Annotated in this window: 23 protein-coding genes; 4 read left to right on the forward strand and 19 right to left on the reverse strand. The window is 71.2% G+C overall.

The annotated features are described in order from the left end of the window. Positions 1-15 precede the first annotated feature (15 nt). From sufC to AC54T1_RS13315, 5 genes are read right to left on the reverse strand one after another with little or no spacing between them, the layout of a single operon-like run. Entirely contained in the window at positions 16-777 is a 762-nt protein-coding gene (sufC, locus tag AC54T1_RS13295; protein WP_484344275.1) for a Fe-S cluster assembly ATPase SufC, read from the reverse strand. Positions 778-786: 9 nt separating this feature from the next. Further along, on the reverse strand, positions 787-1,128 hold the full coding sequence (locus tag AC54T1_RS13300; RefSeq protein WP_484344274.1) for a non-heme iron oxygenase ferredoxin subunit: 342 nt from the start codon (positions 1,126-1,128) through the stop codon (positions 787-789). Continuing rightward, positions 1,125-2,384 carry a Fe-S cluster assembly protein SufD gene (gene sufD / locus AC54T1_RS13305; RefSeq protein ID WP_484344273.1) on the reverse strand — a complete coding sequence of 420 codons (1,260 nt, stop codon included), beginning with the start codon at positions 2,382-2,384 and terminating at the stop codon, positions 1,125-1,127. The genes AC54T1_RS13300 and sufD overlap by 4 nt, the downstream gene beginning before the upstream one ends. Beyond that, positions 2,384-3,829 carry a Fe-S cluster assembly protein SufB gene (gene sufB / locus AC54T1_RS13310; protein ID WP_484344272.1) on the reverse strand — a complete coding sequence of 482 codons (1,446 nt, stop codon included), beginning with the start codon at positions 3,827-3,829 and terminating at the stop codon, positions 2,384-2,386. The genes sufD and sufB overlap by 1 nt, the downstream gene beginning before the upstream one ends. Next, the gene (locus AC54T1_RS13315; RefSeq protein WP_484344271.1) at positions 3,826-4,524 is read right to left on the reverse strand and encodes a helix-turn-helix transcriptional regulator; all 699 of its coding nucleotides are present in this window, start codon (positions 4,522-4,524) and stop codon (positions 3,826-3,828) included. The genes sufB and AC54T1_RS13315 overlap by 4 nt, the downstream gene beginning before the upstream one ends. A gap of 209 nt (positions 4,525-4,733) precedes the next feature. On the opposite strand from AC54T1_RS13315, the gene AC54T1_RS13320 reads away from it, so the two are divergent. The 3 genes from AC54T1_RS13320 to AC54T1_RS13330 all read left to right on the forward strand — a co-directional run bounded on the left by AC54T1_RS13320 (position 4,734) and on the right by AC54T1_RS13330 (position 7,501). Then, positions 4,734-5,651, forward strand: a complete 918-nt coding sequence (locus AC54T1_RS13320; RefSeq protein WP_496912233.1) for an ABC transporter ATP-binding protein — start codon at positions 4,734-4,736, stop codon at positions 5,649-5,651. Continuing rightward, on the forward strand, positions 5,648-6,451 hold the full coding sequence (locus tag AC54T1_RS13325) for an ABC transporter permease (RefSeq protein ID WP_484344269.1): 804 nt from the start codon (positions 5,648-5,650) through the stop codon (positions 6,449-6,451). The genes AC54T1_RS13320 and AC54T1_RS13325 overlap by 4 nt, the downstream gene beginning before the upstream one ends. 96 nt (positions 6,452-6,547) lie before the next feature. Next, positions 6,548-7,501, forward strand: a complete 954-nt coding sequence (locus tag AC54T1_RS13330; RefSeq protein ID WP_496912234.1) for a COX15/CtaA family protein — start codon at positions 6,548-6,550, stop codon at positions 7,499-7,501. 70 nt (positions 7,502-7,571) lie between these two features. Here the strand turns inward: AC54T1_RS13330 and AC54T1_RS13335 are convergent, their stop codons facing one another. From AC54T1_RS13335 to AC54T1_RS13400, 14 genes are all read right to left on the reverse strand, one after another. Beyond that, the gene (locus tag AC54T1_RS13335) at positions 7,572-11,078 is read right to left on the reverse strand and encodes a carbohydrate binding domain-containing protein (protein WP_496912235.1); all 3,507 of its coding nucleotides are present in this window, start codon (positions 11,076-11,078) and stop codon (positions 7,572-7,574) included. A 170-nt stretch (positions 11,079-11,248) separates the two neighbouring features. Further along, positions 11,249-11,884 carry an NUDIX domain-containing protein gene (locus tag AC54T1_RS13340; RefSeq protein ID WP_484344266.1) on the reverse strand — a complete coding sequence of 212 codons (636 nt, stop codon included), beginning with the start codon at positions 11,882-11,884 and terminating at the stop codon, positions 11,249-11,251. Further along, the gene (gene pyrG, locus AC54T1_RS13345) at positions 11,881-13,566 is read right to left on the reverse strand and encodes a CTP synthase (RefSeq protein ID WP_496912236.1); all 1,686 of its coding nucleotides are present in this window, start codon (positions 13,564-13,566) and stop codon (positions 11,881-11,883) included. The genes AC54T1_RS13340 and pyrG overlap by 4 nt, the downstream gene beginning before the upstream one ends. A gap of 82 nt (positions 13,567-13,648) precedes the next feature. Beyond that, positions 13,649-14,872: a glycosyltransferase gene (locus tag AC54T1_RS13350; RefSeq protein WP_496912237.1), complete on the reverse strand. Its 1,224-nt coding sequence runs from the start codon at positions 14,870-14,872 to the stop codon at positions 13,649-13,651. Continuing rightward, the gene (murJ, locus tag AC54T1_RS13355) at positions 14,859-16,529 is read right to left on the reverse strand and encodes a murein biosynthesis integral membrane protein MurJ (RefSeq protein ID WP_496912238.1); all 1,671 of its coding nucleotides are present in this window, start codon (positions 16,527-16,529) and stop codon (positions 14,859-14,861) included. The genes AC54T1_RS13350 and murJ overlap by 14 nt, the downstream gene beginning before the upstream one ends. Beyond that, positions 16,526-17,404 carry a hypothetical protein gene (locus tag AC54T1_RS13360; protein WP_496912239.1) on the reverse strand — a complete coding sequence of 293 codons (879 nt, stop codon included), beginning with the start codon at positions 17,402-17,404 and terminating at the stop codon, positions 16,526-16,528. Before AC54T1_RS13360 ends, murJ begins: the two co-directional genes overlap by 4 nt. Next, positions 17,401-18,438, reverse strand: a complete 1,038-nt coding sequence (locus AC54T1_RS13365) for a copper transporter (RefSeq protein ID WP_496912240.1) — start codon at positions 18,436-18,438, stop codon at positions 17,401-17,403. The genes AC54T1_RS13360 and AC54T1_RS13365 overlap by 4 nt, the downstream gene beginning before the upstream one ends. Before the next feature lie 60 nt (positions 18,439-18,498). Then, on the reverse strand, positions 18,499-19,674 hold the full coding sequence (gene steA / locus AC54T1_RS13370) for a putative cytokinetic ring protein SteA (protein ID WP_484344260.1): 1,176 nt from the start codon (positions 19,672-19,674) through the stop codon (positions 18,499-18,501). Positions 19,675-19,679: 5 nt separating this feature from the next. Next, entirely contained in the window at positions 19,680-21,416 is a 1,737-nt protein-coding gene (gene recN / locus AC54T1_RS13375; protein WP_496912241.1) for a DNA repair protein RecN, read from the reverse strand. Positions 21,417-21,418: 2 nt separating this feature from the next. After that, entirely contained in the window at positions 21,419-22,330 is a 912-nt protein-coding gene (locus tag AC54T1_RS13380; protein WP_484344258.1) for an NAD kinase, read from the reverse strand. Next, positions 22,327-23,226, reverse strand: coding sequence for a TlyA family RNA methyltransferase (locus tag AC54T1_RS13385; protein WP_496912242.1), 900 nt, complete (start codon positions 23,224-23,226; stop codon positions 22,327-22,329). The genes AC54T1_RS13380 and AC54T1_RS13385 overlap by 4 nt, the downstream gene beginning before the upstream one ends. Beyond that, positions 23,223-23,411 (reverse strand): hypothetical protein, encoded by a 189-nt coding sequence (locus AC54T1_RS13390; protein ID WP_496912243.1) that lies wholly within the window; start codon positions 23,409-23,411, stop codon positions 23,223-23,225. The genes AC54T1_RS13385 and AC54T1_RS13390 overlap by 4 nt, the downstream gene beginning before the upstream one ends. Positions 23,412-23,507: 96 nt before the next feature. Then, entirely contained in the window at positions 23,508-24,527 is a 1,020-nt protein-coding gene (locus AC54T1_RS13395; protein ID WP_496912244.1) for an HAD-IIA family hydrolase, read from the reverse strand. Next, a complete protein-coding gene (locus tag AC54T1_RS13400) occupies positions 24,524-25,303 on the reverse strand; it encodes a hypothetical protein (RefSeq protein WP_484344254.1) in 780 nt (259 codons plus the stop codon). The genes AC54T1_RS13395 and AC54T1_RS13400 overlap by 4 nt, the downstream gene beginning before the upstream one ends. A gap of 234 nt (positions 25,304-25,537) precedes the next feature. Here AC54T1_RS13400 and AC54T1_RS13405 point away from each other — a divergent pair, with 234 nt between their 5' ends. Continuing rightward, the gene (locus tag AC54T1_RS13405; protein ID WP_496912245.1) at positions 25,538-26,329 is read left to right on the forward strand and encodes a hypothetical protein; all 792 of its coding nucleotides are present in this window, start codon (positions 25,538-25,540) and stop codon (positions 26,327-26,329) included. The last annotated feature ends 408 nt before the right edge of the window (positions 26,330-26,737 follow it).

A 26,737-nucleotide genomic window follows, 5' to 3' on the forward strand; every position in this document is an offset into this window, starting at 1 on the left:
GCTGACGCGTGACGCTCAGGCGGTCGCGGTGGTGAGGAACCGGTCGTAGCCCTCGTTCTCGAGGCGCTGGGCGAGCTCGGGGCCGCCCTCCTCGGCGATGCGCCCGTCGACGAAGACGTGCACGAAGTCCGGGGTGATGTACCGCAGGATGCGCGTGTAGTGCGTGATGAGCAGCACGCCGACGTCGCCGCTCGCCTTGACCCGGTTGACGCCCTCGGACACGACGCGCAACGCGTCGACGTCGAGGCCGGAGTCGGTCTCGTCGAGGATGGCCATCTTCGGCTTGAGCAGCTCCATCTGGAGGATCTCGTGGCGCTTCTTCTCACCACCGGAGAAGCCTTCGTTGACGGAGCGCTCCGCGAAGGACGGGTCCATGCGTAGCGCCTCCATGGCGCCCTTCATGTCCTTGACCCAGCTCCGCAGGGGCGGCGCCTGGCCGTCGATCGCCGTCTTGGCCGTGCGGAGGAAGTTCGAGACCGAGACACCCGGCACCTCGACGGGGTACTGCATCGCGAGGAACATGCCCGCGCGGGCGCGCTCGTCGACGCTCATGGCGAGGACGTCGGCGCCGTCGAGCGTGACCGTCCCACCGGTGACCTCGTACTTCGGGTGCCCGGCGAGGGAGTACGCGAGGGTGGACTTGCCCGAGCCGTTGGGGCCCATGATGGCGTGCGTGTGGCCGCTGTTGATGGTCAGGTCGACGCCGCGGAGGATCGGCTTGGGGCCCTCCTTGGTCTCGACGCTCACGTGCAGGTCGCGGATTTCAAGCGTGGACATTCTGATCTCCTAGGAAGACGACAGGGGGGCGTCGACGTCGACGAGCACTCGCTCGCCGTCGACGCTCACGGGGTAGACGGCCACGGGACGCGTGGCGGGCAGTGCGGTGGGCTGGCCGGTGCGCAGGTCGAACTGCGACCCGTGCAACCAGCACTCGATGAAGCAACCCTCGACCTCGCCCTCGGACAACGACACAGCACCGTGGGTGCACAGGTCCGAGACGGCGTGCAGGTCGCCGTCGGAGTCACGCACGATCGCGACCTCGACGGTTCCCCGCTCGCCCTCGAGCTCCACGCGCAGCGCAGTCTCCGGCGCCACGTCGGTCGTCAGGCAGGCAAGCTGGGCGCTCATGCGCCAGCCGCGGCGGGCAGGCCGCCCTCGATGACGCTCATCGACTTCGCCAGCTCGGCGTCGATGGAGGCGAGCAGGCGCTCCTCGACGGAGGCCACCCCGATCTCCTGGATGAGCTCGGCGAAGAACCCGCGCACGACGAGCCGACGCGCGTCGGCCTCGGGGATGCCGCGGGCCTGCAGGTAGAACAGCTGCTCGTCGTCGAAGCGTCCGGTCGCGCTCGCGTGGCCGGCCCCCTCGATGACACCCGTCTCGATCTCGAGGTTCGGCACCGAGTCCGCGCGCGCACCGTCCGACAGGACGAGGTTGCGGTTGAGCTCGTAGGTGTCGGTCCCCTCGGCGGCGGCGCGGATGAGCACGTCGCCCACCCAGACCGTGTGCGCCTCCTGGCCCTGCAGCGCACCCTTGTACGTCACACGGGACTTGCAGCGCGGGACGGCGTGGTCGACGAACAAGCGGTGCTCCTGGTGCTGACCGGCGTCGGCGAAGTACAGGCCCACCATCTCGACCTCACCGCCCTCGCCGACGAACTCCGCGTCCGGGGTCACGCGCACGACGTCGCCGCCGAGCGTCACGACGACGTGCTTGACCTTCGCGTCGCGTCCGATGCGGATGCGGTGCGAGCTCGCGTGCACGGCACCGGCGGACCAGTCCTGGACGCTCACGAGGGTGAGGTGGGCGCCGTCCTCGGCGACGATCTCCACGGTTTCGGACAGCGTCGCGGTCCCCACGTGGTCGAGGAGGACGACGGACTCGCTCATCGCCTGGGCGTGGATGAGCAGGTGGGAGGCCGTCGGGGTGGTGTCGATGCCCTCGACGCGGATCGACGTCACGTCCGAGGCGACGGCCTCGGCGGGGATCGTGACGATCGTCGCCTCCTTGACGGCGTTCCACGCCGTGACCGCGGTGCGGTCGCCGGGGCGCCCGGCCAGGCCGAGCCGTGCGTCGTCACGCCCGACGATCTGCACGGAGACCTCGTGCGCCTCGACGACGGTCGTCCGGACACCGAGCGACGCGAGGTTGGCGTCGAAGAGCGGCGCGAGCCGGCCCACGGGTGAGAAGCGCCACTCCTCCTCGCGCCCGGTGGGCACGCCGATCGTCGCGAGGTCGAACGACGTCACGCGCTCGGCGCGGGATCCCTGGGGCGTCCCGCCGGTGCCGTGCGAGTGTGCGCCGTCGGCGACCGCGCGTGAGTGGTCGGTCGTCAGACCGCCCTCCGGGGCTGGTGTGGTGGTGCTGGGGGCAGAGCTGGTCATCAGCCGACGGACCCTTCCATCTGGAGCTCGATGAGGCGGTTGAGCTCGAGGGCGTACTCCATGGGCAGCTCACGAGCGATGGGCTCGACGAACCCACGCACGATCATGGCCATGGCCTCGGTCTCCGCCATGCCTCGGGACATGAGGTAGAACAGCTGGTCCTCGCTGACGCGCGAGACGGTCGCCTCGTGACCCATCGACACGTCGTCCTCGCGGACGTCGACGTACGGGTACGTGTCGGAGCGGGAGATCTGGTCGACGAGGAGCGCGTCGCAGAGCACGTTGGACGCGGAGTGCTTGGCGCCCTCGAGGACCTGGACAAGGCCTCGGTAGGACGTGCGTCCACCGCCGCGAGCGACCGACTTCGAGACGATCGACGAGGACGTGTGGGGGGCGGCGTGCACCATCTTGGCGCCAGCGTCCTGGTGCTGGCCCTCGCCCGCGAAGGCGATGGAGAGCGTCTCACCACGGGCGTGCTCGCCCATGAGGTAGATCGCCGGGTACTTCATCGTCACCTTGGAGCCGATGTTGCCGTCGACCCACTCCATCGTCGCGCCCTCGGCGGCCGTGGCGCGCTTGGTGACGAGGTTGTAGACGTTGTTCGACCAGTTCTGGATGGTCGTGTAGCGCACGCGAGCGTTCTTCTTGACGATGATCTCCACGACCGCGGAGTGCAGCGAGTCGCTCTGGTAGATCGGCGCCGTGCAGCCTTCGACGTAGTGCACGTAGGAGCCCTCGTCAGCGATGATCAGCGTCCGCTCGAACTGGCCCATGTTCTCGGTGTTGATCCGGAAGTACGCCTGGAGCGGGATCTCGACGTGCACGCCCGGAGGGACGTAGACGAAGGAGCCACCGGACCACACCGCGGTGTTGAGCGCCGCGAACTTGTTGTCGCCCGCGGGGATGACCGAGCCGAAGTACTGCTCGAAGATCTCGGGGTACTCGCGCAGACCGGTGTCGGTGTCGACGAAGATGACGCCCTGCTCCTCGAGGTCCTCACGGATCTGGTGGTAGACGACCTCCGACTCGTACTGGGCTGCGACGCCCGAGACGAGGCGCTGCTTCTCCGCCTCCGGGATGCCCAGGCGGTCGTACGTCGCCTTGATGTCCTCGGGCAGCTCTTCCCAGGTGGTCGCCTGCTTCTCCGTCGACCGCACGAAGTACTTGATGTTGTCGAAGTCGATGCCCGAGAGGTCGCTGCCCCAGTTCGGCATGGGCTTCTTCTCGAAGAGCTTCAAGGACTTGAGGCGGAGCTTGAGCATCCACTCCGGCTCGTTCTTGAGGCTCGAGATGTTCCGCACCACGTCCTCGTCGAGTCCGCGCCGCGCGAGCGAGCCGGCGGCGTCGCTGTCGTGCCAGCCGTACTCGTAGGAGCCGATCGAGGCGATGATCTCCTCGTCGGTCTCGACTGCGGGAGCGTTGGAGTCCTGCGTAGGTGCGCTCATCGTGTTCCTTCCACGGGTGTGACGGGGACGTTGGTGGTGCACACGTGCCCGCCGGAGGCGAGGGTCACGAGGCGTTGGGTGTGAGAACCGAGCAGACGGGAGAAGACCTTGGACTCCGCGTCGCACAGCTGGGGGAACTCTGCGGCGACGTGCTGCACGGGGCAGTGCCCCTGGCACAGCTGGAGCGTCATCGCGCCGTTGACGGGCCGGACGCTCGCCGCGAAGCCGTCGGCGGACAGCGCCTCGGCCAGCTGCTCGACCCGGCCGGGGACGTCGGTCGCGGTGACCTTCTCGGCGTAGCGCGCCTCGAAACCTTCGAGGCGACGGGCCGCGAACTCCTCGACGGCGTCCGGGCCAGCGACGTCAGAGAGGAAGTGCAGCGCCTGTGCGGCGATGTCCGGGTACTGCCCCGCCATCGTCGTGTGAGCCCGTTCGGTGCCGACGTAGGCACGTGCTGGTCGCCCCCGGGTGCCGGACCGGCGGCCGCCGTCGTGCACGGCGACCATCCCGGTCTCCTCGAGGCACCCGATGTGACGCCGGATGCCTGCAGCACTGAGATGGAGCGTCGCAGCGAGGGACGCCGCGGTGATCGGTCCCTCAGCGACGATGAGGCGCAGGACGCGGTCGCGGGTCGTCGACTCGTCGCCCGCCGCGGAGTCGGTGCTGGGTACGCGAGCTCCTGCTGCCAGACTCATCCCGCCACCTCCGTCCACTGCGTGCAGCCATGACCGGCCTGTCGACGCACCCAGGTGGCACGTCTATTAGGCAACATCCTTGTGGGCTAAATCGATTCCCGCAAGGAAGGAAACCCTCACCTGCCGCACCGCCACGCCCCGCCGGTGCTCGGGATCACACCCGCGCGGGACCGCCAAGGTCCCCACCCCGCCCCGTAGACTCGGGCAGCGTGCCCCCCTCCCCCGCAGCGGTCGAGATCACCGGCCTCGTCAAGCGCTACGACGGCCGCGAGATCGTCCGCGGACTCGACCTCGTCGCCCGGATGGGTGAGGTCACCGCGGTGCTCGGACCCAACGGTGCGGGAAAGACGACGACCATCGAGTGCTGCGAGGGTCTGCGCGTCCCCGACGCAGGGACCGTCCGGGTGCTGGGCATGGACCCGGCGCGGGAGGGACCCGAGCTGCGCGCCCGGGTGGGCGTCATGCTCCAGGACGGCGGGCTGCCCACGTCAGCCCGAGCGCTCCAGGTGCTGCGTCACGTCGCAGCGATGTACGCCGATCCCCTCGATGTCGGCGAGCTCGTCGAGCGGCTCGGCCTCGAGAGCTTCGCCCGCACCACGGTGCGCCGGCTGTCGGGCGGACAGCGTCAGCGGTTGGCGCTCGCCGCGGCGATCGTCGGACGCCCGGACGTGGTCTTCCTCGACGAGCCGGGCGCGGGCCTCGACCCGCAGAGCCGGCACGCCGTGTGGGAGCTCGTCCACGAGCTGCGCGACCACGGCGTCGGGATCGTGCTGACGACCCACCTCATGGACGAGGCCGAGGCGCTCGCCGACCATGTCGTCGTCCTCGACCACGGAGCGGTCATCGCCGAGGGGTCTCCGGCCGAGCTCGTCACGGGTGGCGCCGCGTCCGTCTCCTTCGAGACCGTGGCCGACCTCGACCTGGAGTCGCTCGGCGCCGCCCTGGGGCACGCCGTCGTCGCCTCGGGTCCCGGGAGCTACGTCGTCACCGCACCCGCGACCCCCGCGCTGCTGCTCGAGCTCACGCGGTGGTGCGCCTCCCAGGACATCCTGCTCACCGGCCTGGCGTCAGGGCGCCGCACGCTCGAGGACGTGTTCCTCGACCTCACAGGACGGCAGCTGCGATGACCGCCACCCATGACCCCGGGCCGTCGCGCGCAGCGCCGCAGCCGGGCGACGCCCCGCGCGCCGCGAGCGCACGCCACCGGATCCTCGCCCAGTCGGTCTTCGAGACGACGCTGATCCTGCGCAACGGCGAGCAGCTCATGGTGACGATCCTGCTGCCCGTCCTCCTGCTCCTCGGGCTCACCCGGACGACGATCATCGATCTCGACACCGGAGGCGCCTCCCGGATCGACTTCGTCACGCCGGGGATCCTCGCCCTCGCCGTGATGAGCTGCGCGTTCACGTCGCAGGCCATCGCGACCGCGTTCGACCGGCGCAACGGCGTCCTGCGGCTCATGTCCACGACTCCCCTGGGCCGCGGTGGACTGCTGGCGGCGAAGGTCGCCGGGGTGCTCGTCGTCGAGGCCGTGCAGATCGTCGTCCTCGCTGGCACAGCCCTCGCGCTCGGGTGGAGACCGGTCGGCACCGGCGTCCCTCTCGCGCTCCTGGCCGTGCTGCTCGGCACCGCGGCATTCACGGCTCTCGCGATGCTCCTCGCCGGGACCGTGCGCGCAGAGGGCGTCCTCGCGCTCGGCAACGTCCTGCTCGTGCTCCTCACGGTGGGTGGCGGTGTGCTCCTGCCAGCAGACCGGCTGCCGGGCGCTCTCGGGAGCGTCGTGAGCCTCCTGCCGTCGGGTGCTCTCGGCGAGGCCATGCGCAGCGCCCTCCTCGACGGGACCATCCCGCTCGGTGCCGTGGCGGTCCTCGTCGTGTGGACGGTTCTGCTCGGGTCGGCTGCGGCTCGGTTCTTCCGCTGGCACTGACGCCACCGCACCCGCACCCGCACCCGCACCCGCACCCGGCCAATGTCACACCGGCGGGGTGACGATCGGCGACCGCACGGCGGTTACCGTGGGATCGTGAGCATTCCGACCTCCGCACCCGAAGCTCCCGGCACTGCTGGCGCACCCGCGCCCGAGGCGGGCTGGCTCGCGCGGGCGCGGCCCTGGACACGCACGGCTCTCCTTGCCAATCTCGTCGCGCAGATCGGGATCGTCGTCACGGGTGGCGCGGTGCGCCTCACCGGCTCCGGTCTGGGGTGCTCCACGTGGCCGCTCTGCGAGCCCGGTCAGTTCACCCCGGTGCTGCACGAGGCCACGAGCTACCACCCGTTCATCGAGTTCGGGAACAGGACGCTCACCGGCGTCGTGGGCATCGCCGCCCTGGCCGTCCTGCTGCTCGTGTGGACGGACCGGCGACGCAGCACCGCGTACCGGGTGCTCGGCACGCTCCCGCTCGCCGGAGTGGCCATCCAGGCGGTCATCGGTGGGATCACCGTCCACATGGACCTCCACCCCGCGATCGTCGGCTCCCACTTCCTCATCTCGATGGCGCTCGTCGCGGTGTCCGCCGTGCTCCTCGACCGCAGCGCCGAGGGTGACGGCCCTCCGGTTCCCGTCGCCTCTCGAGCGGCACGCGCGACGGGCTACCTGCTGCAGGTGCTCCTTGTCCCGGTCCTCGTGCTGGGGGTCATCGTCACCGGTGCGGGACCGCACTCGGGCGACAGCGAGGTCGGGTACCGCTTCGCGCTGGATCCCGCGCACATCACCCGGTTCCACGCGGCGTCGGTCTGGGTCTTCCTCGCCGTCCTCGCGGTCCTCGTCGTCCTCGTGCACCGGAGCGCGCTACAGGGCACGCGAGCGCGCCGCGTCGTGTGGGTCCTCGTTGCTGTGACTCTCGCCCAGGGGGCCATCGGCTACGTCCAGTACTTCACTGGCCTGCCCGAGATCCTCGTGGGCGTGCACATGCTCGGCGCTGCGCTCCTCACCGTCGGCTGCGTCCGCGTTCCCCTCGCACTCCGCACCCGGTCCTGACCACGGGTCCGGTGCCAGCACCGGTCTCGCCACGTCGGGCAGCCCCGGCGGAACCCCGCGGCCGCGGCTGTCAGGTGACCTCGCCTCCGCGTCGACGGACGCGCGCCGCGCCGTAGAGACCACCACCGAGCGTGAGCGTGAGCATCACGACGGCCAGGAGCGTGCCGACCCCGTCCGAACCGGTCGCCGGGAGCGACCCGTACCGTCCGCCGGCCGGCCCTCGGAGCACCGGCGCACTGCTCGTCCGCGGTGGGACCACCCCGGGCGCGGGTTCGACGACAGGTTCCACGACCGGCTCGACGACGGGTGGGGCGACGACGGGTGGGAGCCCGGCGGGGAGCTCGTCGAGGAGCATCACGCGGTCGATGCTCACCCGTGACACTGCCGCCGCGGCGGCGCGATCGCTCGGGGGGCCGTCTGGCGCGAGGGTGAAGCCGTACCCCTGGACGTCCGTGAGGGTGAGTCCGTCGTCAGGAGCTCCCGCTGGCTGCTCGGCGCTGCGGACAAGGCTGTCGAAGGGGACCACCACCTCGCGCCAGCCCGCCTGGTCGTCGACGACCTGAGCCTCGAACCGCTCAGCCGTGTCCGCCGCCTGGAACACCCGTACGTAGTCGAGCGTGAGCGACTGGGGGAAGTCCAGGTCGTCCCCGAGGGGCCCGCCGAAGTTCCCGCCGACCGCGACGTTCGTCAGGAGCGAGAACGGGTGGTCGAACACCCACGGGTTGTCAGCCACGTCCGCGGGCGTCGCCTCGTGGTACTGGATCCCGTCGACGAACCAGCTGATAGCGCCGGGCGTCCACTCGACACTGAACGTGTGCCAGTCCTCGTAGACGGGCTCGTCGAGCTCATAGGTGTTCCCGAAGGACGCCCCGCCGCTGTAGCCGGGGCCGTGGACCGTGCCGAAGACCTCGTTGGGCAGCTTGCCGACGAACTCCATGATGTCGATCTCGCCGGTCTGCGGCCAGCCCACCTCGCGGAAGTCCGTCCCCAGCGCCCAGACGGCGGGCCAGATCCCCGCTCCGCGCGGCACGAGCACCCGGGACTCGATGCGCCCGTACGCGAACTCGGCCTTCTGCTCCGTGACCAGCCGCGCGGAGGTGTGCGTGCACGGCCCGTACCAGCACTGCAGGTCCGTGGTGGCAGGGTCGATCTCCCGGGCGGTGATCACCATGTTGCCGGCGCCGTCGTGGGCCGCGTTGTCCGTGCTGTCGGTGTAGTACTGGAGCTCGTCGTTGCCCCATCCCCACCCGCCGGTCTCGTACGACCACCGCGTCGGGTCGGCTGGTGTGCCTGCTGGTGCGTCGAACTCGTCGCTCCACACCTGGGTCCACCCGGTCACACCGGGATCGGGCACACCGTTGTCGGCCAGGTCGACCGTCACGGTCCCGCCGTCGCCCTGCCCCTCGAACCAGAAGCTCAGTCCTTGCGACTGCGACCAGTCCTGTCCCACCGGGAAGTCGCGGAAGATCGACGCCTGGCCGTCCGTCGTGATGTCGAGGACGTGCTCGTACGAGTCCTGTCCCGGGTAGGCGGCCGAGGTGCCGCTCGCGATCTCCCGGACAGCCAGCCCTGGTTCGCCCTGCGTCCCGAACAACCATGGGAAGGACTCGAAGTCGTCGATGAGCCGAGGGTCGATCTCGTCGTCGTCCTCGATGCTCACCGTCGCCGTGCGCACGAACCCGAGCTCGGCACCGACCGGGTCGGACAGGCCCAGGAGGAACGTCTCGTCGACCTCGTGCTTGGCGTTCTGCAGCGTCGGCACGGTGATGGTCGCCTCCCGCTCCCCGGCGGGGATGGTCACCGTCCCGCTCACTGCCGAGTAGTCCCGGTCGAGCGTCGCCGACAGATCTTCGGTCGCGGTCCTGCTCGTGGCGTCGGCGCTCGCGTACGCCACCGAGACGTCGGCGTCCGACGCCCGGTTGAGCCGGACGACGGCCGTGGCGGGTGAGCCCTCGACCGCGGTGTAGCCAGCGCGGTCGAAGCCCACGGAGAGCGGCGCCTGCTCGGCCTGCCCGTAGACGACGACGTCATCGACGAAGAACGTGCGCGGGACGTCGGTCCGGAGCGCACCGATGGCGTAGCCGTGGACGTCGGTCCTCTCGAACCCGTCGTTGGGTGCGCCGTTGCCGATCTCCTTGCGGGAGAAGTCGTCGAAGTCGAACTCCAGGTACCGCCACCCGGTCCAGCTGTCCGTGAAGTTCACGACGAACCGCTCCGCATCGTCGGTCGTCGATCCCCCGTTCCGGTTCTCCACGACGTCGAGGAAGAGGCCGTTCCCGGTCCCGGACCCGTACATCCAGAACCCGATCCCCTCGTAGGAGCTCCAGTCCTGCGGCTGCCACACCGACGCGGTCTCGTCGGTGAAGTTGTGCACGACGACGCCGTAGGACTGGACGTCGTAGGTCGCACCGAGGGCGGTGTTGCCCGCGGGCGAGCCCGGGACCGGTGCCGGCGGTGTGGTCGTGGGGCCGAACGTCACCGTCCCCTGGGGATCCTGCGCGGTGAACCAGCCCACCGGGACGGCCCCGTCTGCACCGGACGGCAACGGCTGCTCGAAGTCATCGACGAGCATCGATCGCTCGTGCGACGGGCCGGTCGGTGCCGTGTCGTCGTCGAGGATGGTCAGTGTCGCGACCGAGGAGCCCAGGGTCGCCCCTGCAGCCTCGGCGAGGGAGAGGCCGACGGTCTCGTCGGCCTCGGGCGCGTCGTCGGCCGTCGTGGTGATGGAGAAGGACTGGGACGTCACCCCGGGCGCGAACGTCAGGGTGCCACTCGTCGACGTGTAGTCGCTCCCGGCCGTCGCCGTGCCGTCGGCCGTCGCGTAGGTCACGGTCACCGGATCGCTCGAGGCGACGTCCAGACCCACCGTGACCTGCGCCGTGGATCCCTCGACCGCCTGGAGCGCCGCGGCGGAGAAGGAGACGGTCGGGGTGACCGCGGTCTCGGAGTAGACGGCGATGTCGTCGACGAGCACCGTCGCGACCCCGGAAGCGGCGGGCAGCGCGAACCCCCACATCGTCGTCAGGCCCAGCCCGTCGTCCGGCGCGCCTGCCGGCTGGAAGTCCGTCGCCCGGGCGAAGTCCGCCCACGGGATCTGCACGAGCTCCCACCCCACGGCGTCGTCGACGACCGTGTGGTCGAACCGCTCCGACGTGTCGGCATCCGACCCGCCGTCGAAGATCTCGACCTGGAACTCCGCGCCGCTGCCGGTCCCCCGGAACCACAGCTGGACCCCGTCGAACGCGGACCAGTCCGAGGCGGTCGAGAGGTTGTTGCCGACCCCGCCGAACGCACCCTCCATGGTGACGTCGAAGCCGTACGACAGCACCTCCGCCGGACCTACCTGCCCGGGGCGCGCCTCCGGCGCCCCCTCGGCGACCTCGACGATGCCGAAGCCGGCGGAGCCGTAGGAGAAGAAGCCGGCGGGAGCACCTCCCTCGAAGTCGGCCAGGACCGACAGGGCGGCGGGCTCAGCCGCTGGCGCTCCCGGAGCGAGGAGGATCGGCACGAGCACGAGGGGCGCTGCTGCGGTGAACGCAGCGAGACGGGACAGCGTGCCTGACGGGCGTGCGGACATAGGACGACTCCCCCGAGCTCGACGACCACCCGTGGGCGGTCAACCCGACCGCCGTTGGTCGAGTCCTGTGCCGCACAGCGTAGCGGTCCCCGCACACTCTGGACAGTGCTACCGAAAAGGGGCAGCGCGGACATCGCTCCGCACGTCCGAGGCGCTCCCTCCGCTCGGCCTCAGCCCTTCCGCTCAGGCCACGGGGCGTCCGCCGGACGCAGCGTGGTCCACCCCGAGTCACGTGCCGCCGTCGCGGCAAGGACCCCGACCACCGCCGACGGGTTGTGCAGGTCCCCCCTCAGCACCGCGGCGCGGGCCTCGTCGAGCGGTACCCAGCGCACCTCCATGTCCCGCTCCTCGTCCTCGCGGACGTGCCGGTCTGCCTGAGGAACCGGCGACAGGTCACGTGCGAGGAAGACCCGCAGCGCCTCGTTGTTGCCGCCAGGGGTCGTGAAGTAGTCCACAAGCACGTCCCAGCGGGCGGCAACGAGGTCCGCCTCCTCGGCGAGCTCACGGGCGGCAGCGGTCTGCGCCGGCTCACCGCTGACGTCGAGCAGGCCAGCCGGCGGCTCCCACAGCTCCCGGGCGACCGGGTGCCGGTACTGCTTGAGCAGCAGCATCCGCTCGTCCTCGTCGAGGACGACGACCGCGACCGCTCCGGGGTGATCGACGTACTCGCGACGGACCGTCGAGCCGCCCAGATCCACGTCGTCGCGCACGAGGTCGAAGATCCGTCCCTCGTGCAGCACCTCGTGAGCGGTCACGGGGCGAGGGGCCCGGACGTCGACCAGCCGGTCCCCTGCACCGCCGGTCATGCCTGTGCCGTGTCCCGGGCGGCCAGGGCCGCCGTCACGAGCCCGGAGAACAGCGGGTGGGCACGCGTCGGACGCGACTTGAACTCCGGGTGCGCCTGGGTCGAGATGTAGTACGGGTGCACCGACGCGGGCAGCTCGACGAACTCGACGAGCAGCGAGTCCGGCGACGTGCCGCTGATGACGAGCCCCGCCTCCTCGAGCTGGGCACGGTAGGCGTTGTTCACCTCGTAGCGGTGGCGGTGGCGCTCGGACACACGCTCGGAGCCGTACACGCCCGCTGCGACCGAGCCGGGCGCCAGCACGGCCTCGTACGACCCGAGGCGCATCGTCCCGCCGAGGTCGCCGTCTCCGCCGACGATCGCCTTCTGCTCCGCCATCGTCGCGACGACCGGGTGCCGGGTCTCCGGGTCGAACTCGGACGACGACGCGCCTTCGAGGCCCACGACGTTGCGCGCGTACTCCATGACCATCGACTGCAGGCCGAGACAGATGCCGAGCGTGGGCACCTTGCCCTCGCGCGCCCAGCGCAGCGCGCCGAGCTTGCCCTCGATACCGCGGATGCCGAAGCCACCGGGGACGAGGACCGCGTCGACGCCACCGAGCGCCCTCTGCGCACCCTCGGGCGTCTGGCACTCGTCGGACGGGACCCAGCGGATCGAGACCTTCGCGTCGTTGGCGAACCCGCCGGCGCGCAGGGCCTCGGTGACGGAGAGGTAGGCGTCCGGGAGGTCGACGTACTTGCCGACGAGAGCGACCTCGACGGTGTGGGCGGGCTCGTGGACGCGCTCGAGCAGCTGCGACCAACCGTGCCAGTCGACGTCGTGGAAGGGCAGGCCCAGCCGGCGCACGACGTACGCGTCGAGGCCCTCCGAGTGGATGACCCTCGGGATGTCGTAGATGCTCGGCGCGTCCTTGCAGGTGATGACGGCCTCGTTGTCGACGTCGCACATGTTGGCGATCTTGCGCTTGGTGCCCTCCGGCACGTCGCGATCGGCGCGCAGCACGATGGCGTCGGGCTGGATGCCGATGCTCCGCAGGGCGGCGACCGAGTGCTGCGTCGGCTTGGTCTTCAGCTCCCCGCTCGGCCCGATGTACGGCACGAGGGAGACATGGAGGAAGAACACGTCGTCGCGTCCCACGTCGTGACGCACCTGGCGGGCGGCCTCGAGGAACGGCTGGGACTCGATGTCGCCGACCGTGCCACCGATCTCGGTGATGATGACGTCGACGTCGTCGCCGGCCTGGGCGCGCATCCGCGTCTTGATCTCGTCGGTGATGTGCGGGATGACCTGGACGGTGTCGCCCAGGTACTCCCCGCGGCGCTCCTTGGCGATGACCTGCGAGTAGACCTGCCCCGTCGTGACGTTCGCCGCTGCGGCTAGGTCGACGTCGAGGAACCGCTCGTAGTGACCGATGTCGAGGTCTGTCTCGGCGCCGTCCTCGGTGACGAAGACCTCACCGTGCTGGAACGGGTTCATCGTCCCCGGGTCCACGTTGAGGTAGGGGTCGAGCTTCTGCATCGTCACGCGCAGACCGCGCGAACGGAGGAGTCTGCCGAGGCTGGAGGCCGTCAATCCCTTACCGAGGGAGGAGGCCACACCCCCGGTCACGAAGATGTGCCGCGTCGTCGATCCCGACCGGACTCGGCTGCTGGACTGAAACCTGTTCCCATGATCTGCCACGGGGTTCGACTCTATCACCGAGCCCGCTCCCCCGGACCGGCCGGCCTGCACGACCACGGGCGAGCCAGGTGCCCCGCCAGCGTCAGACCCCTCGGTAGAGCGGGACGAGGCTCGCCACGACGTCGGTGATCGTCGGCAGCTCTGACGCCCGGTCCCGTGCCTGTGCGCGGAGCGCCGCAAGCGCTTCGTCGTCGTCGAGGAGAGCACGGACGGCGTTCGCCAGCGCGACGGCGTCCCCCACAGGCACGAGGCGTGCGGCACTGCCGGTGACCTCCCGGGTCCCGCCGGCGTCCGTCGCGACGACCGCGGCTCCGGCCGCGAGCGCCTCTTGGAGCCACAACGGCTGCCCCTCCCACACCGCGGTGCTCACGACGACGTCCGCCGCCCCGAGCAGGGCGGGCGCATCGTCGCGGAACCCCAGCAGGTGCACCGGCAGGCTCCTGTCCGTCACCTGCTGCCGCAGTGTCGCCTCGAGCGGACCCCCACCTGCCAGCACCCACAGGACGTCCTGCTGCGCCACGACGTCGTCGCCGGTCACCGCAGCGGGACGCAGGAGCTCCGCAGCGTCGCAGAGCGTCTCGAGGCCCTTCTGGGGAGCGAGCCGTCCGACCGTGACGAGCAGCCGCTGGCCGTCCTGCACACCGAGCTCGCGTCGGACCTCGTCCGCCTCGGCCACGACAGTGCTCGCTGCTGGTGCGGGGACGAGCGCCCGGGCGGTCGCCCGGGCGCCGCGCGTCTGGGCGAGCCGCACGAGGTCCATGCTGACCCCCAGCACGACGTCGGCGCCGCGCGCGACGATCCGCTCGAGCGCCTGCGACACCAGGCGGACCGCTCGCGAGCCGACCGGGAGGTTGTGCAGGGTCACCACGAGGCGGGGACGCACGGAGACGGGCAACGTCCGCACCGCGAGCACCGCGAGCGCACCTGCTCGCAGTCCGTGCGCGTGCACGACGTCGACGTCCCGGGCGAGCTCGCGCAGGCGCCGGACGGACCGTGTGTCCGCTGCGCCAGGTCGGTCGGCGATCTCCACCGGGTGGAACTCCGGAGTCGCCACGACTGGCTGCCCGTGCTCGACGTGTGCGTCCGATCCGTGCGGATCGTCACCGACCGCCTCACCGACCGCCCCATCGACCGGGAGGACGATCGGTCGCACCGAATCGGGTCCAGCGATCCTCACCGTGTACGCGGACTGGTCCGGGGACCCGCCCGCCGCCAGCGCGGCAGAGATCTGGGCGACGTGTCGTGCCACACCTCCGGCACTGGACCCGAGGACCTGGAGCACGATCGGCCGTTCAGTGCTGCTCATCGCTCGCCCCCGTGACGCTCGGTGCGACGGCCGCGTCGGCCCCGCTCGTGCCTGTCGTCCCACGCAGACCACTCAGTGCTGACCTGTCGGCGACGAGGACCGCTCCGACGACGATCCCTCCGCCGACGGCGGCTCCGAGGATCCCCACGAGCACGCTGACCACGATCGACGGGTCCGTGGGCAGGAGCTGGGACGTGAGCAGGTGCCCGGCCCCAGCGCCGACCACGGTCGCGATGAGCAGGACGAGGGCGGTCCGGGGCAATCCCCGGAGCACCCCGTGGCCCACGTGCCGGCGCAGCGACGCGAGAAGCATGCCGGCAGCGACGCTCATGCCGACCGTGTGGGCGACTCCGATCGCCGCGAGCGTCCGTGTGACGTCGATGCTCCTGCCGACGAGCAGAGCGGGCAGGACGAGGGAGACGATGACGACGGTGACCCACCCCGTCGCGGTCCCGACCACCGCGGCCCGGCCCTGGTCGATCGAGTAGAGGATCCGTGAGAGATGGAAGATCAGGCCGAGGCCGACGAGACCGGGGGCGGCCCAGGCGATCGCAACGGCCATGCTCCGCACGCCTCCTGGCGTGAACGAGTCGAAGACTGCCTCGACCGGTCCGCTCCCCGCGACGAGCGCTGCCACACCGACCGCGGACACGACGAGGACAGCCCTCGTCGTCGCACCGCTCAGGCGGGCGAAACCCTCGCGGTCACCTGCGGACGCCCGGGAGGCCAGGCGCGGGAACGCACTCGTGGCGAGCGGCACCGCCAGGATCGCGTAGGGCAGCACGTAGACCGCCTGGGCGAAGGTGTACACGTTGTACGCCGTGCTGCCCCCGTACCGGGTCGCGGCGTAGAACACGGCGAGCACGGACAGCTGCTGCGCGAGCAGCGCGCCGATGCCCGCCGTCGCGAGGTGCCGTGCCCGACGCGAGACGCCGGGCGGAAGCCGGAACGTCGGGCGCAGCCGCGTGCCGGTCCGGGCGACGGGGACGAGCAGCGGCAGGCTCATCGCCGCGACACCGGCGGTGGTGCCCCAGGCGAGCCAGTTGAGGGAGGAGTCCGACAGCTCCGCTGGCGTTCCCTGCTGGCCGTCCGCCAGCGCACCGAACACGACGTACGCGACGATGACGACAGCGCTCGAGAGGATCGGTGCGAACGCGGGCCAGAAGAAGCGCCGATGGGCCTGCAGGACGCCACCGAGCACGACCCCGACACCGTAGAGCGGGATCTGGACCGCGAACACCGCGAGGAAGAACGCGGTGACCTCGGCGTCGACCCCCTCGCCCGTGTCCGCGATGAGCCCGACGATCTCGTCGGCGAAGACCGCGACGAGGACTCCGAGAGGCAGCAGCACCGCGAGCGCCCACGTGAGCAGGGCCGACGCGATGGCGGAGACGGTCTCCTTCTCCTGGCGCAGGAGCGGTCCCGCGAGCAGGGGGATGACCGTGCCCGCGAGCGCACCGCCCGCAGCGACCTCGAACAGCACGTTCGGCAGGAGGTTCGCTGCGGCGTACGCCGCATTGACGCCGCCGACACCGAGCTGGTCCGCCTGCACCGCCCAGCGGCCGAAGCCGAGGACCCGGCTGGCGATCGTGACGACGGTGATGAGCACGGCCGCCCCGGCGAGGCTCTGCGCCGCAGGGGCGAACCGTGCTCTCATTCCGCGGCGCTCTGCGTGGTGGGCATGGACGGGGAAGACGGGGGGCGTCGACCCCACATGTCGACGCGGTGCAACCACGGGACGTCGGCGATCACCCGGGAGAAGCTGATCCGTTCGCTCGCCGCAGTGAGCCCGACGAGGACCATGAGCGCGGTGACCCGCACCGGACGTGGGGCCCAGAACGCGACCTGGGTGCCGAGGAGCGCGCCCAGGGCGTTCGCTCCACCGTCGCCGAGCATGTCCTGCTCCGCGAGGTCCCGGTGCATCGCGGCGCCGGCAGCTCCGAGCACCGCGCTTGCGGCTGCGCCGCCGGGCGCGAGGACCACGAGGCTGGCGGCAGCCCCCATGCCGGCCTTGAGCGCGCGTCCTGGCCTGAGATCGAGGAGGTTGATGAAGTTCGCGGAGGCAGCGATGAGGGCACCATCGACGGCGATGTCGACGACCCGGCGGGTGCGCGACGACGGTGTGGCGTCACCGCCGAGCGCCGCGGCGACCAGTCCCGCGGCCCCGATCCCGACGACCTTCAGGGCGCCCGTCGTCACCTGCCCGTTCGCGGCAGCCGTGAGGTGACCGCGCAGTCCCTTCGTGCGTGTGCTCACGTCCTCCGTGAGGTCGTCCAGGACGCCGAAGGCACCTGCGGCAGCCGTGGCCAGCACCGCCGCCGCGCACCGACGTGGTCCACCGTCGGCGGCGAGCGCCCCGCCGATGAGACCGAGCACGACCGCGGGCCCTTCGAGCAGGCTCACCTGCTCGGACCGGTGGTTCTCCCTGGTCCACTGCGCGCTGCCGCCCGGTGGCCGCGCCCCGAGGGCGCGGCGGGCGGCGCTCGTCGTCACGGCACCGACAAGTGCGGCGCCGAGCCAGCGGGCGCTCACCCTGCGCCTTCGATCGCCGGGTCGGGCTCCGTCGCCTCCGCGCCGTCGCCCACGACCGGGGTCCGGTCCACGGGTTCCAGGGCCACCCGAGCGGGCATGATCGCCGTGGCGTCCTCCTCGGGCCCGTACTGCCCCACCACCCCCGCCACGCGTGCAGCGAGAGCGAGCGGGATCGTCACCTGCCCCGTGATCCTGTTCATGTCGCTGACGGTCGTGATCGACCCGGACAACGACTCGTCCTCCCGGACGATCGTCACGACACCGTTCTCCGCGGACGTCCCGGTCGCGAGCACGGCGCCCTCCGAGCCTGCCTGGGCGGCGACGGCGACGTTGCGCTGCAGGGCCGCGGCCGCACGCAGCTCGTCGTCGCTCGGAGACTCCTTGTCTCCCACGGTCGGCGCCCCTCCGGACAGCACGACGATGACGTCAGCCGGTCCTGTGGGCGTCCCGAGCACCTCGACGAGCTCCGCGCTGACGAGGATCTCCTGGACAAGGATCGCGTCGGCCGAGAACGCGTCCGGTGCGGCGGGGTCGGCGGCGGTCATCGCCTCGACGAGCGCACGAGCGAGCGTGACGTCGTACCCGTCCGTGGTGGCGGTGTCCGCGAGGTAGTCCGTGAGGCTTGTCGCGTAGGACTGGCGGGAGTCCGCCGTCTCAGGGTCCGTCCACGCCGGCGTGAGCTGCGTGCGCATGCTGATCGTCCCGCTGGCTGCGGCGATCTGGGCCTCGACGCCCACGATGACGGCGTCGTCGATCGCGCCGAGCTGGACGATCCCGACGCGGCGGCCCGCAAGCACTCCCTCGAGAAGATCGGGCGCAGACGCCGCGACGAACGCATCGGTGCTCGTGAGTGTCGCCTGGGTCGAGTCGACCTGCTCACGCAGCTCGTCCTTCTCCGTACGCAGGACGTCCACCTGTCCCGTGAGCTGGTCACCGATGGACTCCTTGAGCGGCCCTGCGCCGAGGATGATCCCGACGGCCAGTGCAAGGAACACGGAGATGAGCGAGACGATGTGGTACCGGAAGTCGATCACGGGAGTGGAACCTTCTGAGAAGTGGGAAGAGATCGTGGGCGGGCGACCACGGGCCGGACGTCACGTGAAGAGGTGGGTCACCCACGACCAGAGGTCGTCGAGGCGCGCGGCCGTGAGACCGAGGAAGGTCTGACCGACGGAGGTCGACGTGATCGCTGCTGCGACGGCGACGAGCCCGGCCACCGCGAGCAGCACGAGCTGGGCGTTGGAGATCCGGTGCCGGTAGAGGCGAGAGACGCCCTTCGCGTCGACGAGCTTGCCCCCCACGCGCAGCCGGGTGAGGAACGTGCTGGCCATCCCGGCACGGCCCTTGTCGAGAAACTCCACGAGGGTGGCGTGCGTGCCGACCGCGACGATCACCTCTGCACCCATGTCGTCAGCCAGGAGCATCGCGATGTCCTCGCTCGTGCCTGCGGCCGGGAAGACGACGTGTGGGACACCCAGCGCGTCCACGCGCTCCATCCCGGGGGCTCGTCCGTCCCGGTACGCGTGGACGACGATCTCGGCCCCGGAGCGCAGCGCCTTGTCGGAGACCGAGTCCATGTCTCCGACGATGAGGTCCGGGGACCACCCCGCATCGATGATCGCGTCCGCGCCGCCGTCGACGCCGATGAGGATCGGTCGGTACTCCTTGATGTACGGCCGCAGCGTGAGGAGGTCCTCTTTGTAGTGGTAGCCGCGGACGACGATGAGGACCTGCCGCCCGGCGATCTTCGTCGAGATCTCGGGGACTCCCACGCCGTCGAGCAGCAGGTCCCGCTCTCGGCGGAGGTAGTCCATCGTGTTCGCAGCGAAGGACTCCAGCTGGGCGGACAGACCTTCGCGGGCTTCCTCGAGCGCTGAGGCGACCGACTCCGGGCTCTGTTCGATGCCTTCGGCCACGAGATGGTCGCCGAGGTACACCGAGCCGTCCTCGACGCGGATGGTGCGCCCCTCCCGGATCGACATGACGTCGGGGCCGAGATCGTCGATGAGCGGGATGCCCGCCTCGACGATGATGCTCGGTCCGAGATTGGGGTACCGGCCAGAGATCGAGCGCGACGCGTTGAGGATCGCGGCAGGACGGGCACCGACGAGCGCCTCCGCGGCGATCCGGTCGATGTCCTGGTGGTCGATCACGGCGATGTCGCCGACGTCGATGCGCTTGGTGAGGTCCTTGGTCCGGCGGTCGACCTTGGCCACACCACGCAGGCCGGGTCCCGTGGCGACCGGAGCCGACTTCGTGAAGATTCTCATCAGTCTCATGATCGCACAGCGGACATCGCCAGGAGCTCTTCCGCGTGGCGCTGCGCGACCTCCGACCCGTCCTGCCCGGAGAGCATCCGTGCGAGCTCCTGGACGCGGTCGGCGTCCCCGACGACCCGGATCCCCGACTGGGTGATCTCGTCCTGGGACGAGGTCCCGGGTGCCGCCTTCGTCACGACGAGGTGCGTGTCGGCGAACGCAGCCACCTGTGCCAGGTGCGTGACGACGACGACCTGCGTCGAGCGCGCCAGGTGCGCGAGCCGTCGTCCGATCTCGACAGCCGCCTTGCCGCCGACGCCCGCATCCACCTCGTCGAAGATCATCGTCGGTGTCCGACGGGCCCCGGAGGCGCTCGAGGTCGCGAGCGCGACCTCGATGGCCAGCATCACCCGGGAGAGCTCACCACCGGAGGCGCCCTTGCCGAGGGGCCGCGGTGGACCGCCCCGGTGTGCACTGAGCAGCATCTGGACGGCGTCGCTCCCCCACGGCCCGGGCTCGTCGAGAGGGCTCACCTCGACCTCGAGGGTCGCCCCACCCATCGCCAGACCGCGCAGCTCACGCGTGACGGCGTCCCCGAGCTCCACGGCGGCCCGGGTCCGCGCGGCACTGAGCTGGCCGGAGAGCGTCGCCAGCTCCGTGTCCAGCTCGGCGAGCTCGGCTCCGAGGACACCGATCCGCTCGTCGTCGTCCTCGAGCTCGATGAGCCGTGCGCTCGCCGCAGACGCCCACTCGAGCACCTCGGTGACGTCTCGGCCGTAGGTCCGGGTCAGGTGCCCGAGCTCGGCGCGGCGCGCCTCCACGGCCTCGAGGCGGGCAGGGTCGGCGTCCAGCCCGGACAGGTAGCTCGCGAGGTCACCACCGATGTCGGCGAGCGCGTACGCGACGTCAGCGAGACGCGCCGCGACGGCAGCGAGCGCGGGGTCGTGGGCCCCGCCGTGCTCCGCTTGTCGCCGGGCGCGGTCGACGAGAGCGACTGCGCTCGCCTCCGGGGTCAGGGAGACCGACTCGGGGTCGTCTCCCGCGACGGCGACGAGCGCGTCGCGGGCAGCTGCGCGCAGCTCCTCGGAGTTGCTCAGGCGCTCGGCCTCCTGCCCGAGCTCGACGTCCTCGCCCGCCGTCGGCTCGACGCGCTCGACCTCCGCGAGACCGAACCGCAGCATCTCCGCCTCGCGGGCGCGCTCCGCCGCGCGCTCGGTGATCTCGGTCAGCTCCGCCCGCATCCTCGCCCGCCGGTTCCAGCACCTGCGGTACTCCTCCAGGGTCGCCAGGAGGGCGTCGCCCGCGAACTCGTCGAGCGCCTCACGTTGCCGCTGCGGGGAGCGCAGACGCATCTGGTCCGACTGCCCATGGATCGTCACGAGGTCGGCCGCCAGCTCGGCGAGCACCGCCTGCGGCACGCTCCGCCCTCCCAGATGGGTCCGGGACCGACCCTGGACGGCGACCGTCCGGGCGATGACGAGGGTCCCGTCCTCGTCGAGCACCCCACCGGCGTCCGCCACCCGCTCGGCGAGCGCAGGGTCGTCGACGGTGACACGTCCCTCGACTGCCGCGTTCGCCGCCCCGGCCCGAACCGACTGCGGGTCGCTGCGCCCTCCCATGAGCAACCCCAGCCCGGTGAGCACCATCGTCTTCCCCGCCCCGGTCTCGCCGGTGATGGCGGTGAGACCCGGGCCCAGCTCGACCCGGGCGGCGCTGATCACGCCGAGGTTCTCGATGCTCATCTCCTGCAGCACGCTCACACCTTCCCGTGCGGTTGGTCGTCGGACGTCCCCCGCCACCCGACGACGGGCAGCGAGAACTTGCTCACGAGCCGATCGGTGAAGGGGGCCTGGCTGAGCCGTGCGAACCGGACGGGTGTGGCCCCCGTGGATACCTCGACCCGGGAGCCGACGGGGAGCTCGGTACGCCGCCGCCCGTCGGTGATGAGCACTCCTTCGGCTCCCGAGACCGTCGTGACCTCCACGGCGAAGCGGGACTGCGGGCCGACCACGAGGGGCCGTGCGAAGAGCGCGTGCGCGGACAACGGGACGAGCAGCTTGGCGTCGACGTCGGGCCACATCACGGGCCCGCCGGCGGAGAACGCGTGCGCGGTCGAGCCGGTCGCCGTGGCCATGACGACCCCGTCGCAGCCGAAGGAGGACAACGGCCGACCATCGACCTCGATGGCGACCTCGATCATGCGGGCGCGCTCGTTCTTCTCGATCGTCGCCTCGTTGAGCGCCCAGTCACGGAAGACCTCGGCCCCCGGTCGGTGGACGACCACGTCGAGGACCCCGCGTTCCTCCACCGCGTAGTCGTGGTCCGCCAACCGGCGGACCGCATCGCGCAGGTCCTCCCGCTCGCTCTCGGCGAGGAACCCGACGTGCCCGAGGTTCACGCCCAGGATCGGCACCTCGCTCCCGTGGGTGATCTCGGCGGCGCGCAGGATCGTCCCGTCGCCCCCGAGCACCATGACGAGCTCGGTGTCGTCCAGCGAGGCCATGGGGTCGTCGAGCGCAAACTTGTGCGTGCCGAGCTCCGCAGCGAGATCGTGGTCGTGCAGGACGACGTCGAACCCCGCTGAGCGCAGCTCCGGGACCGCACCGCGCAGGCTCGCGACGGCCTGCTGCCGGCCCCCGTGGGTCACGACCAGGATCTTGCGGCTCACGCTCGTCCTCCAACAGTCGACGGATCGGGTCGGTCGACCCAGGTGACGCTCGGCACGGACCCCTCGGGCACCGCGCTGACCGCACGGTCGATGGTGTCATCTCCCGGCGCGTGATGGGCAGCTGCACGCGCGAACCAGACGAAGAACTCCCGGTTGCCGTGCGGGCCGGGCAAGGGACTGGGCACGATCGCCCGGGTGCCCAGACCGAGCGCAGCGCCGCACGCGGTGACGGCGCGCACCGCCTCGGCATGCAACGAAGGATCACGCACGACGCCTCCCTGTCCCAGACGCTCCTTGCCGACCTCGAACTGCGGCTTGACCATGAGCAGCAGGTCCGCGCGCGGCCCGACGGCGCGTGCGAGCGCAGGCAGGATCATCGTCAGGGAGATGAAGGAGACATCGGCGACGACGAGCCCGGGTTGCCACGGAAGGTCCTGGGCGGCCAGCTCCCGGGCGTTGTATCCCTCGATGACGTGGACGCGCTCGTCGTCGCGCAATCCGGGCACGAGCTGGCCGTGCCCGACGTCGAGAGCAATCACTCGTCGTGCACCACGCCGCAGGAGGACCTCGGTGAATCCACCTGTCGAGGCACCGACATCGAGGCAGTCGGCGCCTCGCACCGCGGGGCCGTCGACGCCCAGCGCGGCCAGCGCTCCGTCGAGCTTGAACGCCCCACGTGAGACGAAGTCAGGGACTGACGGGTCGCGGCGGACCACGACGACGGCGTCGGGAACGACCTGCGTCGCTGGCTTTCGGGCGATCTGTCCGGCGACCTCGACCCTGCCCTCCGCGATGAGCTGGCCTGCTGTGCCGCGGGACCGGGCAAGCCCACGGCGGACGAGCTCACTGTCGAGCCGCGCCGCACCGCGACGCTCGGACGGGTGGATCGAGCTCACCGGCCGCTCTCGAGAATTGCCCGGAGAGCCTCGTGCACGGTCTCGAGCACCGCGGGGTGCTCGGCGACGGGTCGCTCGTCGAGCCCCTGGAGGACGTCGAGCGCGGCGAGCGCCTCCGTCACCCGGCCGGAGCTGTCTGCGACGGTCGCGGTGGGTACTCCTGGTACCACGGTGGGGTCTGTCACGGGGTGGTTCTCCCGTCGGTCGTCGGTACCGTGCGTTGTCACGGAGAGCGCTCGTGCCGAGCGCGACCAGTCACACTACCCAGCGGTCGGGTGCACTCAGGCACTGCCCACAGGAAGATCTGGAACCGTCGACGCATCGAGCACGCCGCCGTCGTCCACGAACGACCAGGCCGCGCCGCACGCCGCACGGACGAGGTCGAGCGACGAGTCGTGCATCTCCGAGAGCTCGAGCCGGCCGTCGGTCACCCGCGCTGCGGCATCGTTGCAGGCCCACCAGCCATCCTTCTGCACCGGTGCCGGGTGCGCCTGCAGGACGCTGCGCAGGTCTGCCCCGATGAAGTCGGGCCGCTCGCCCGGGACGGCGAGGATGTCGTCCCGGGCACTGTTGACACCCGTGAGCACGTGCAGCCCGGGATACCCACCAGCGCGCGCTCCCGCAAGATCCGTGTCGAGCCGGTCCCCGATGACGAGCGGCTTCGCTGCTCCCGCGCGCTCGACCGCCATCGCGTACATCGCCGGGGACGGCTTGCCCGCGCTGAACGGCGTGACACCGGTCGCCGCGACGACGGCGCCGACGAGGGATCCGTTACCCGGGGCGAAGCCGCGCGCTGTGGGCAGCGAGAGGTCGAGGTTGCTGGCGACGTGCACGGCCCCCCGCGAGATCGCATAGGCCGCCTCCGCGAGGTCTGACCAGCCGAGCGTCGGAGCGAATCCCTGAGCGACTGCCGCAGGCTCGTCGTCAGCGGACGTCACGACGACGTATCCCTGCTCGGTCACGGCCGTGACGAGTCCGGCACCTCCGACGACGAGCACGCGCGAACCTGGCTCGACGTGCTCGCCGAGCATCCGTGCGCATGCCTGCGCGGCGGTCATCACATCGTCCGGCACCGCAGGGATGTCGAGGGAGGAGAGCTGGTCGGAGACCGATACGGGTTCACGGGACGCGTTGTTCGTGACGAACACGAGCCGCATGCCCGCTGCCCGTGCCCCAGCAAGGCCCTCCGCCGCGTACGGGATCGGCTCGTGGCCCGCGTACGCGACCCCGTCGAGGTCGACCAGAGCGAGGTCGTACGCCTCTGCGAGCGGCTTCTCGCTCGCTCTGAGCACCGCCCTCATGCCTCGTCCAGCGGGGCGGCACGGGTCGGCGCGACAGAATCGCTGGGTGCGGCGGTCGGCTGAGCAGCCTCGTCCTGCGACCGATCATCCGCGTTCTCGTCCCCCTCGAGGTCGAAGACGACGACATCATCCTCGTCGCTGTGCTCGTCTGCACCCACGAGCACGCGCTCCCGGGCCGACAGCCCGGTGAGCAACCGCGCCGCGTCCTCGTCACGGCCTGCCTCCTGCAGCAGCGCGAGGCGAGCCTCGATCACCCGGAGCTCGATGTCTCTGTGTCCAGCGGGCACATCGAGCGCGGCAAGTGTCGCTTCCGCCGACTCCATCTCACCCAGGTCGCTCCGGGCTCCACTGACGACGATGCCCAGCTCGATCTTCTGCAGCTCGTCGAGAGTCTCGGCCTCGGGCGACGCCGCAAGAGCGAGCGCCGCCTCGGGCCGACCGAGGCCACGCTCGCAGTCGGCCATCACCGCGAGGTGCTCGGACGAGCCGTTGAGACGGCGAGCGGTACGCAGCTCGCGCAGAGCCTCCGCGAAGCGGCCGGTGCTGTATGCGGTCAGGCCCGCGGCTTCCCGCACGATGTCGACACGCCCGGCACGGCGGACCGCCGCCTGGGCGTGCTCGTACGCCAGCTCGGGGTCCGTGTCGATGAGCCGGCCAGCCATCACGAGATGCAGGGCGACGCCTTCCGCGTTGTCCTTCGTCAGGGTCCGCAGCCGCCCGCGGGCGTCGCGGTCGAGGTCCGAGAACTGCACACCCTCGGGGATCGAGGGCGCCACCGGTGCCGCCGGTCCGGAGCTTCGACGTTCCGTACCGGCGTGCTCTTCGCGGCGGGGTGCGCGCTCATCACGACCGCGGCCCTCGGCAGGAGCGGAGTGCCTGGGGGGGCGAACTCCCGCGGCATCACGCTCGGGAGGTCGCGTGGCGCGCGGCGCTTCGTCGTGGTGGGACGAGCGCGAGTCTGTCCGGGGGCGTTCGCCGAAGGTTCGCGGTGCCCGCTGCGGACGTGAGCTGTGACCGTCCCGCATCTCCGCACGCTCCCGACCGGCGGCCGAGTCACGCTGGGGAGCACGGTCGCCGTAGGGACGCGAGTCACGCTGCGGCGCACGGTCACCGTAGGGACGCGAGTCACGCTGGGGCGCACGGTCGCGGTCGTCACGACGGGGACCACGGTCATCGCGCTGCGGGGCACGGTCGCCGTAGGGACGCGAGTCACGCTGGGGCGCACGATCGCGGTCGTCCCGACGGGGACCACGGTCATCACGCTGCGGAGCACGGTCACGGTCGTCACGACGCGGACCACGGTCATCACGCTGCGGAGCACGCTCACCGTAGGGACGCGAGTCACGCTGCGGCGCACGGTCACCGTAGGGACGCGAGTCACGCTGCGGCGCACGATCGCGGTCGTCACGACGGGGACCACGGTCATCACGCTGCGGAGCACGGTCACGGTCGTCACGACGGGGACCACGGTCATCACGCTGCGGAGCACGCTCACCGTAGGGACGCGAGTCACGCTGCGGGGCACGGTCACCGTAGGGACGCGAGTCACGCTGCGGGGCACGGTCGCCGTAGGGACGCGAGTCACGCTGGGGCGCACGGTCGCGGTCGTCACGACGCGGGCCACGGTCATCACGCTGCGGAGCACGGTCGCCGTAGGGACGCGAGTCGCGCTGAGGCGCACGCTCACCGTACGGCCGCGAGTCACGCTGAGGCGCACGATCACGGTCGTCACGACGCGGACCACGGTCATCGCCCTGAGCCGCGCGGTCACCGTACGGCCGCGAGCCACGCTCAGGACGTGAGCTGCTGCCATCCCGTCGCGGGGCACGGCTTCCGTCGTCACGGGAGCCACGCTCAGGGCGTCCCGCACCCCTGCTCTCGTCCCGCCGGTCGTTGCTTCCCGGGCGTTCCTGGTCGTCGCTCACGTGCTCTCCCTCTTCAAGTAAACCGCGGGCACTCTGGCAACCTGCGGTGCAGGCCGCGCGCTCCTGAGGTGCTCTGTCGACCACCTGGCCCCGCGGCCTCGTGCCGCCTCGCGGCCTCCGACGAGGCCGCGGCTCAATCAACGTTCTCACCGGCGCTCAGCAGGCATCCTGTGGCTGCAGCGCCCCGTGGTCTTCAAGTTTACGACATGACGAAGGCCCACCCCTTGAGGGGTGGGCCTTCGACAATGGTTGTCCGGCGGCGTCCTACTCTCCCACACAGTCTCC

It is taken from the genome of Sanguibacter sp. Z41_6, from assembly GCF_059621145.1.

Excerpts from the sequence above, each read along its gene's own strand:
- AC54T1_RS13300 (WP_484344274.1), bottom strand. The coding sequence starts at position 1,128 with ATGAGCGCCCAGCTTGCCTGCCTGACGACCGACGTGGCGCCGGAGACT.
- sufD (WP_484344273.1), bottom strand. The coding sequence starts at position 2,384 with ATGACCAGCTCTGCCCCCAGCACCACCACACCAGCCCCGGAGGGCGGT.
- AC54T1_RS13335 (WP_496912235.1), bottom strand. The coding sequence starts at position 11,078 with ATGTCCGCACGCCCGTCAGGCACGCTGTCCCGTCTCGCTGCGTTCACC.
- murJ (WP_496912238.1), bottom strand. The coding sequence starts at position 16,529 with ATGAGAGCACGGTTCGCCCCTGCGGCGCAGAGCCTCGCCGGGGCGGCC.
- AC54T1_RS13340 (WP_484344266.1), bottom strand. The coding sequence starts at position 11,884 with ATGACCGGCGGTGCAGGGGACCGGCTGGTCGACGTCCGGGCCCCTCGC.
- AC54T1_RS13350 (WP_496912237.1), bottom strand. The coding sequence starts at position 14,872 with ATGAGCAGCACTGAACGGCCGATCGTGCTCCAGGTCCTCGGGTCCAGT.
- AC54T1_RS13325 (WP_484344269.1), top strand. The coding sequence starts at position 5,648 with ATGACCGCCACCCATGACCCCGGGCCGTCGCGCGCAGCGCCGCAGCCG.
- AC54T1_RS13395 (WP_496912244.1), bottom strand. The coding sequence starts at position 24,527 with ATGAGGGCGGTGCTCAGAGCGAGCGAGAAGCCGCTCGCAGAGGCGTAC.
- AC54T1_RS13315 (WP_484344271.1), bottom strand. The coding sequence starts at position 4,524 with ATGAGTCTGGCAGCAGGAGCTCGCGTACCCAGCACCGACTCCGCGGCG.
- sufC (WP_484344275.1), bottom strand. The coding sequence starts at position 777 with ATGTCCACGCTTGAAATCCGCGACCTGCACGTGAGCGTCGAGACCAAG.
- sufB (WP_484344272.1), bottom strand. The coding sequence starts at position 3,829 with ATGAGCGCACCTACGCAGGACTCCAACGCTCCCGCAGTCGAGACCGAC.
- steA (WP_484344260.1), bottom strand. The coding sequence starts at position 19,674 with ATGAGAATCTTCACGAAGTCGGCTCCGGTCGCCACGGGACCCGGCCTG.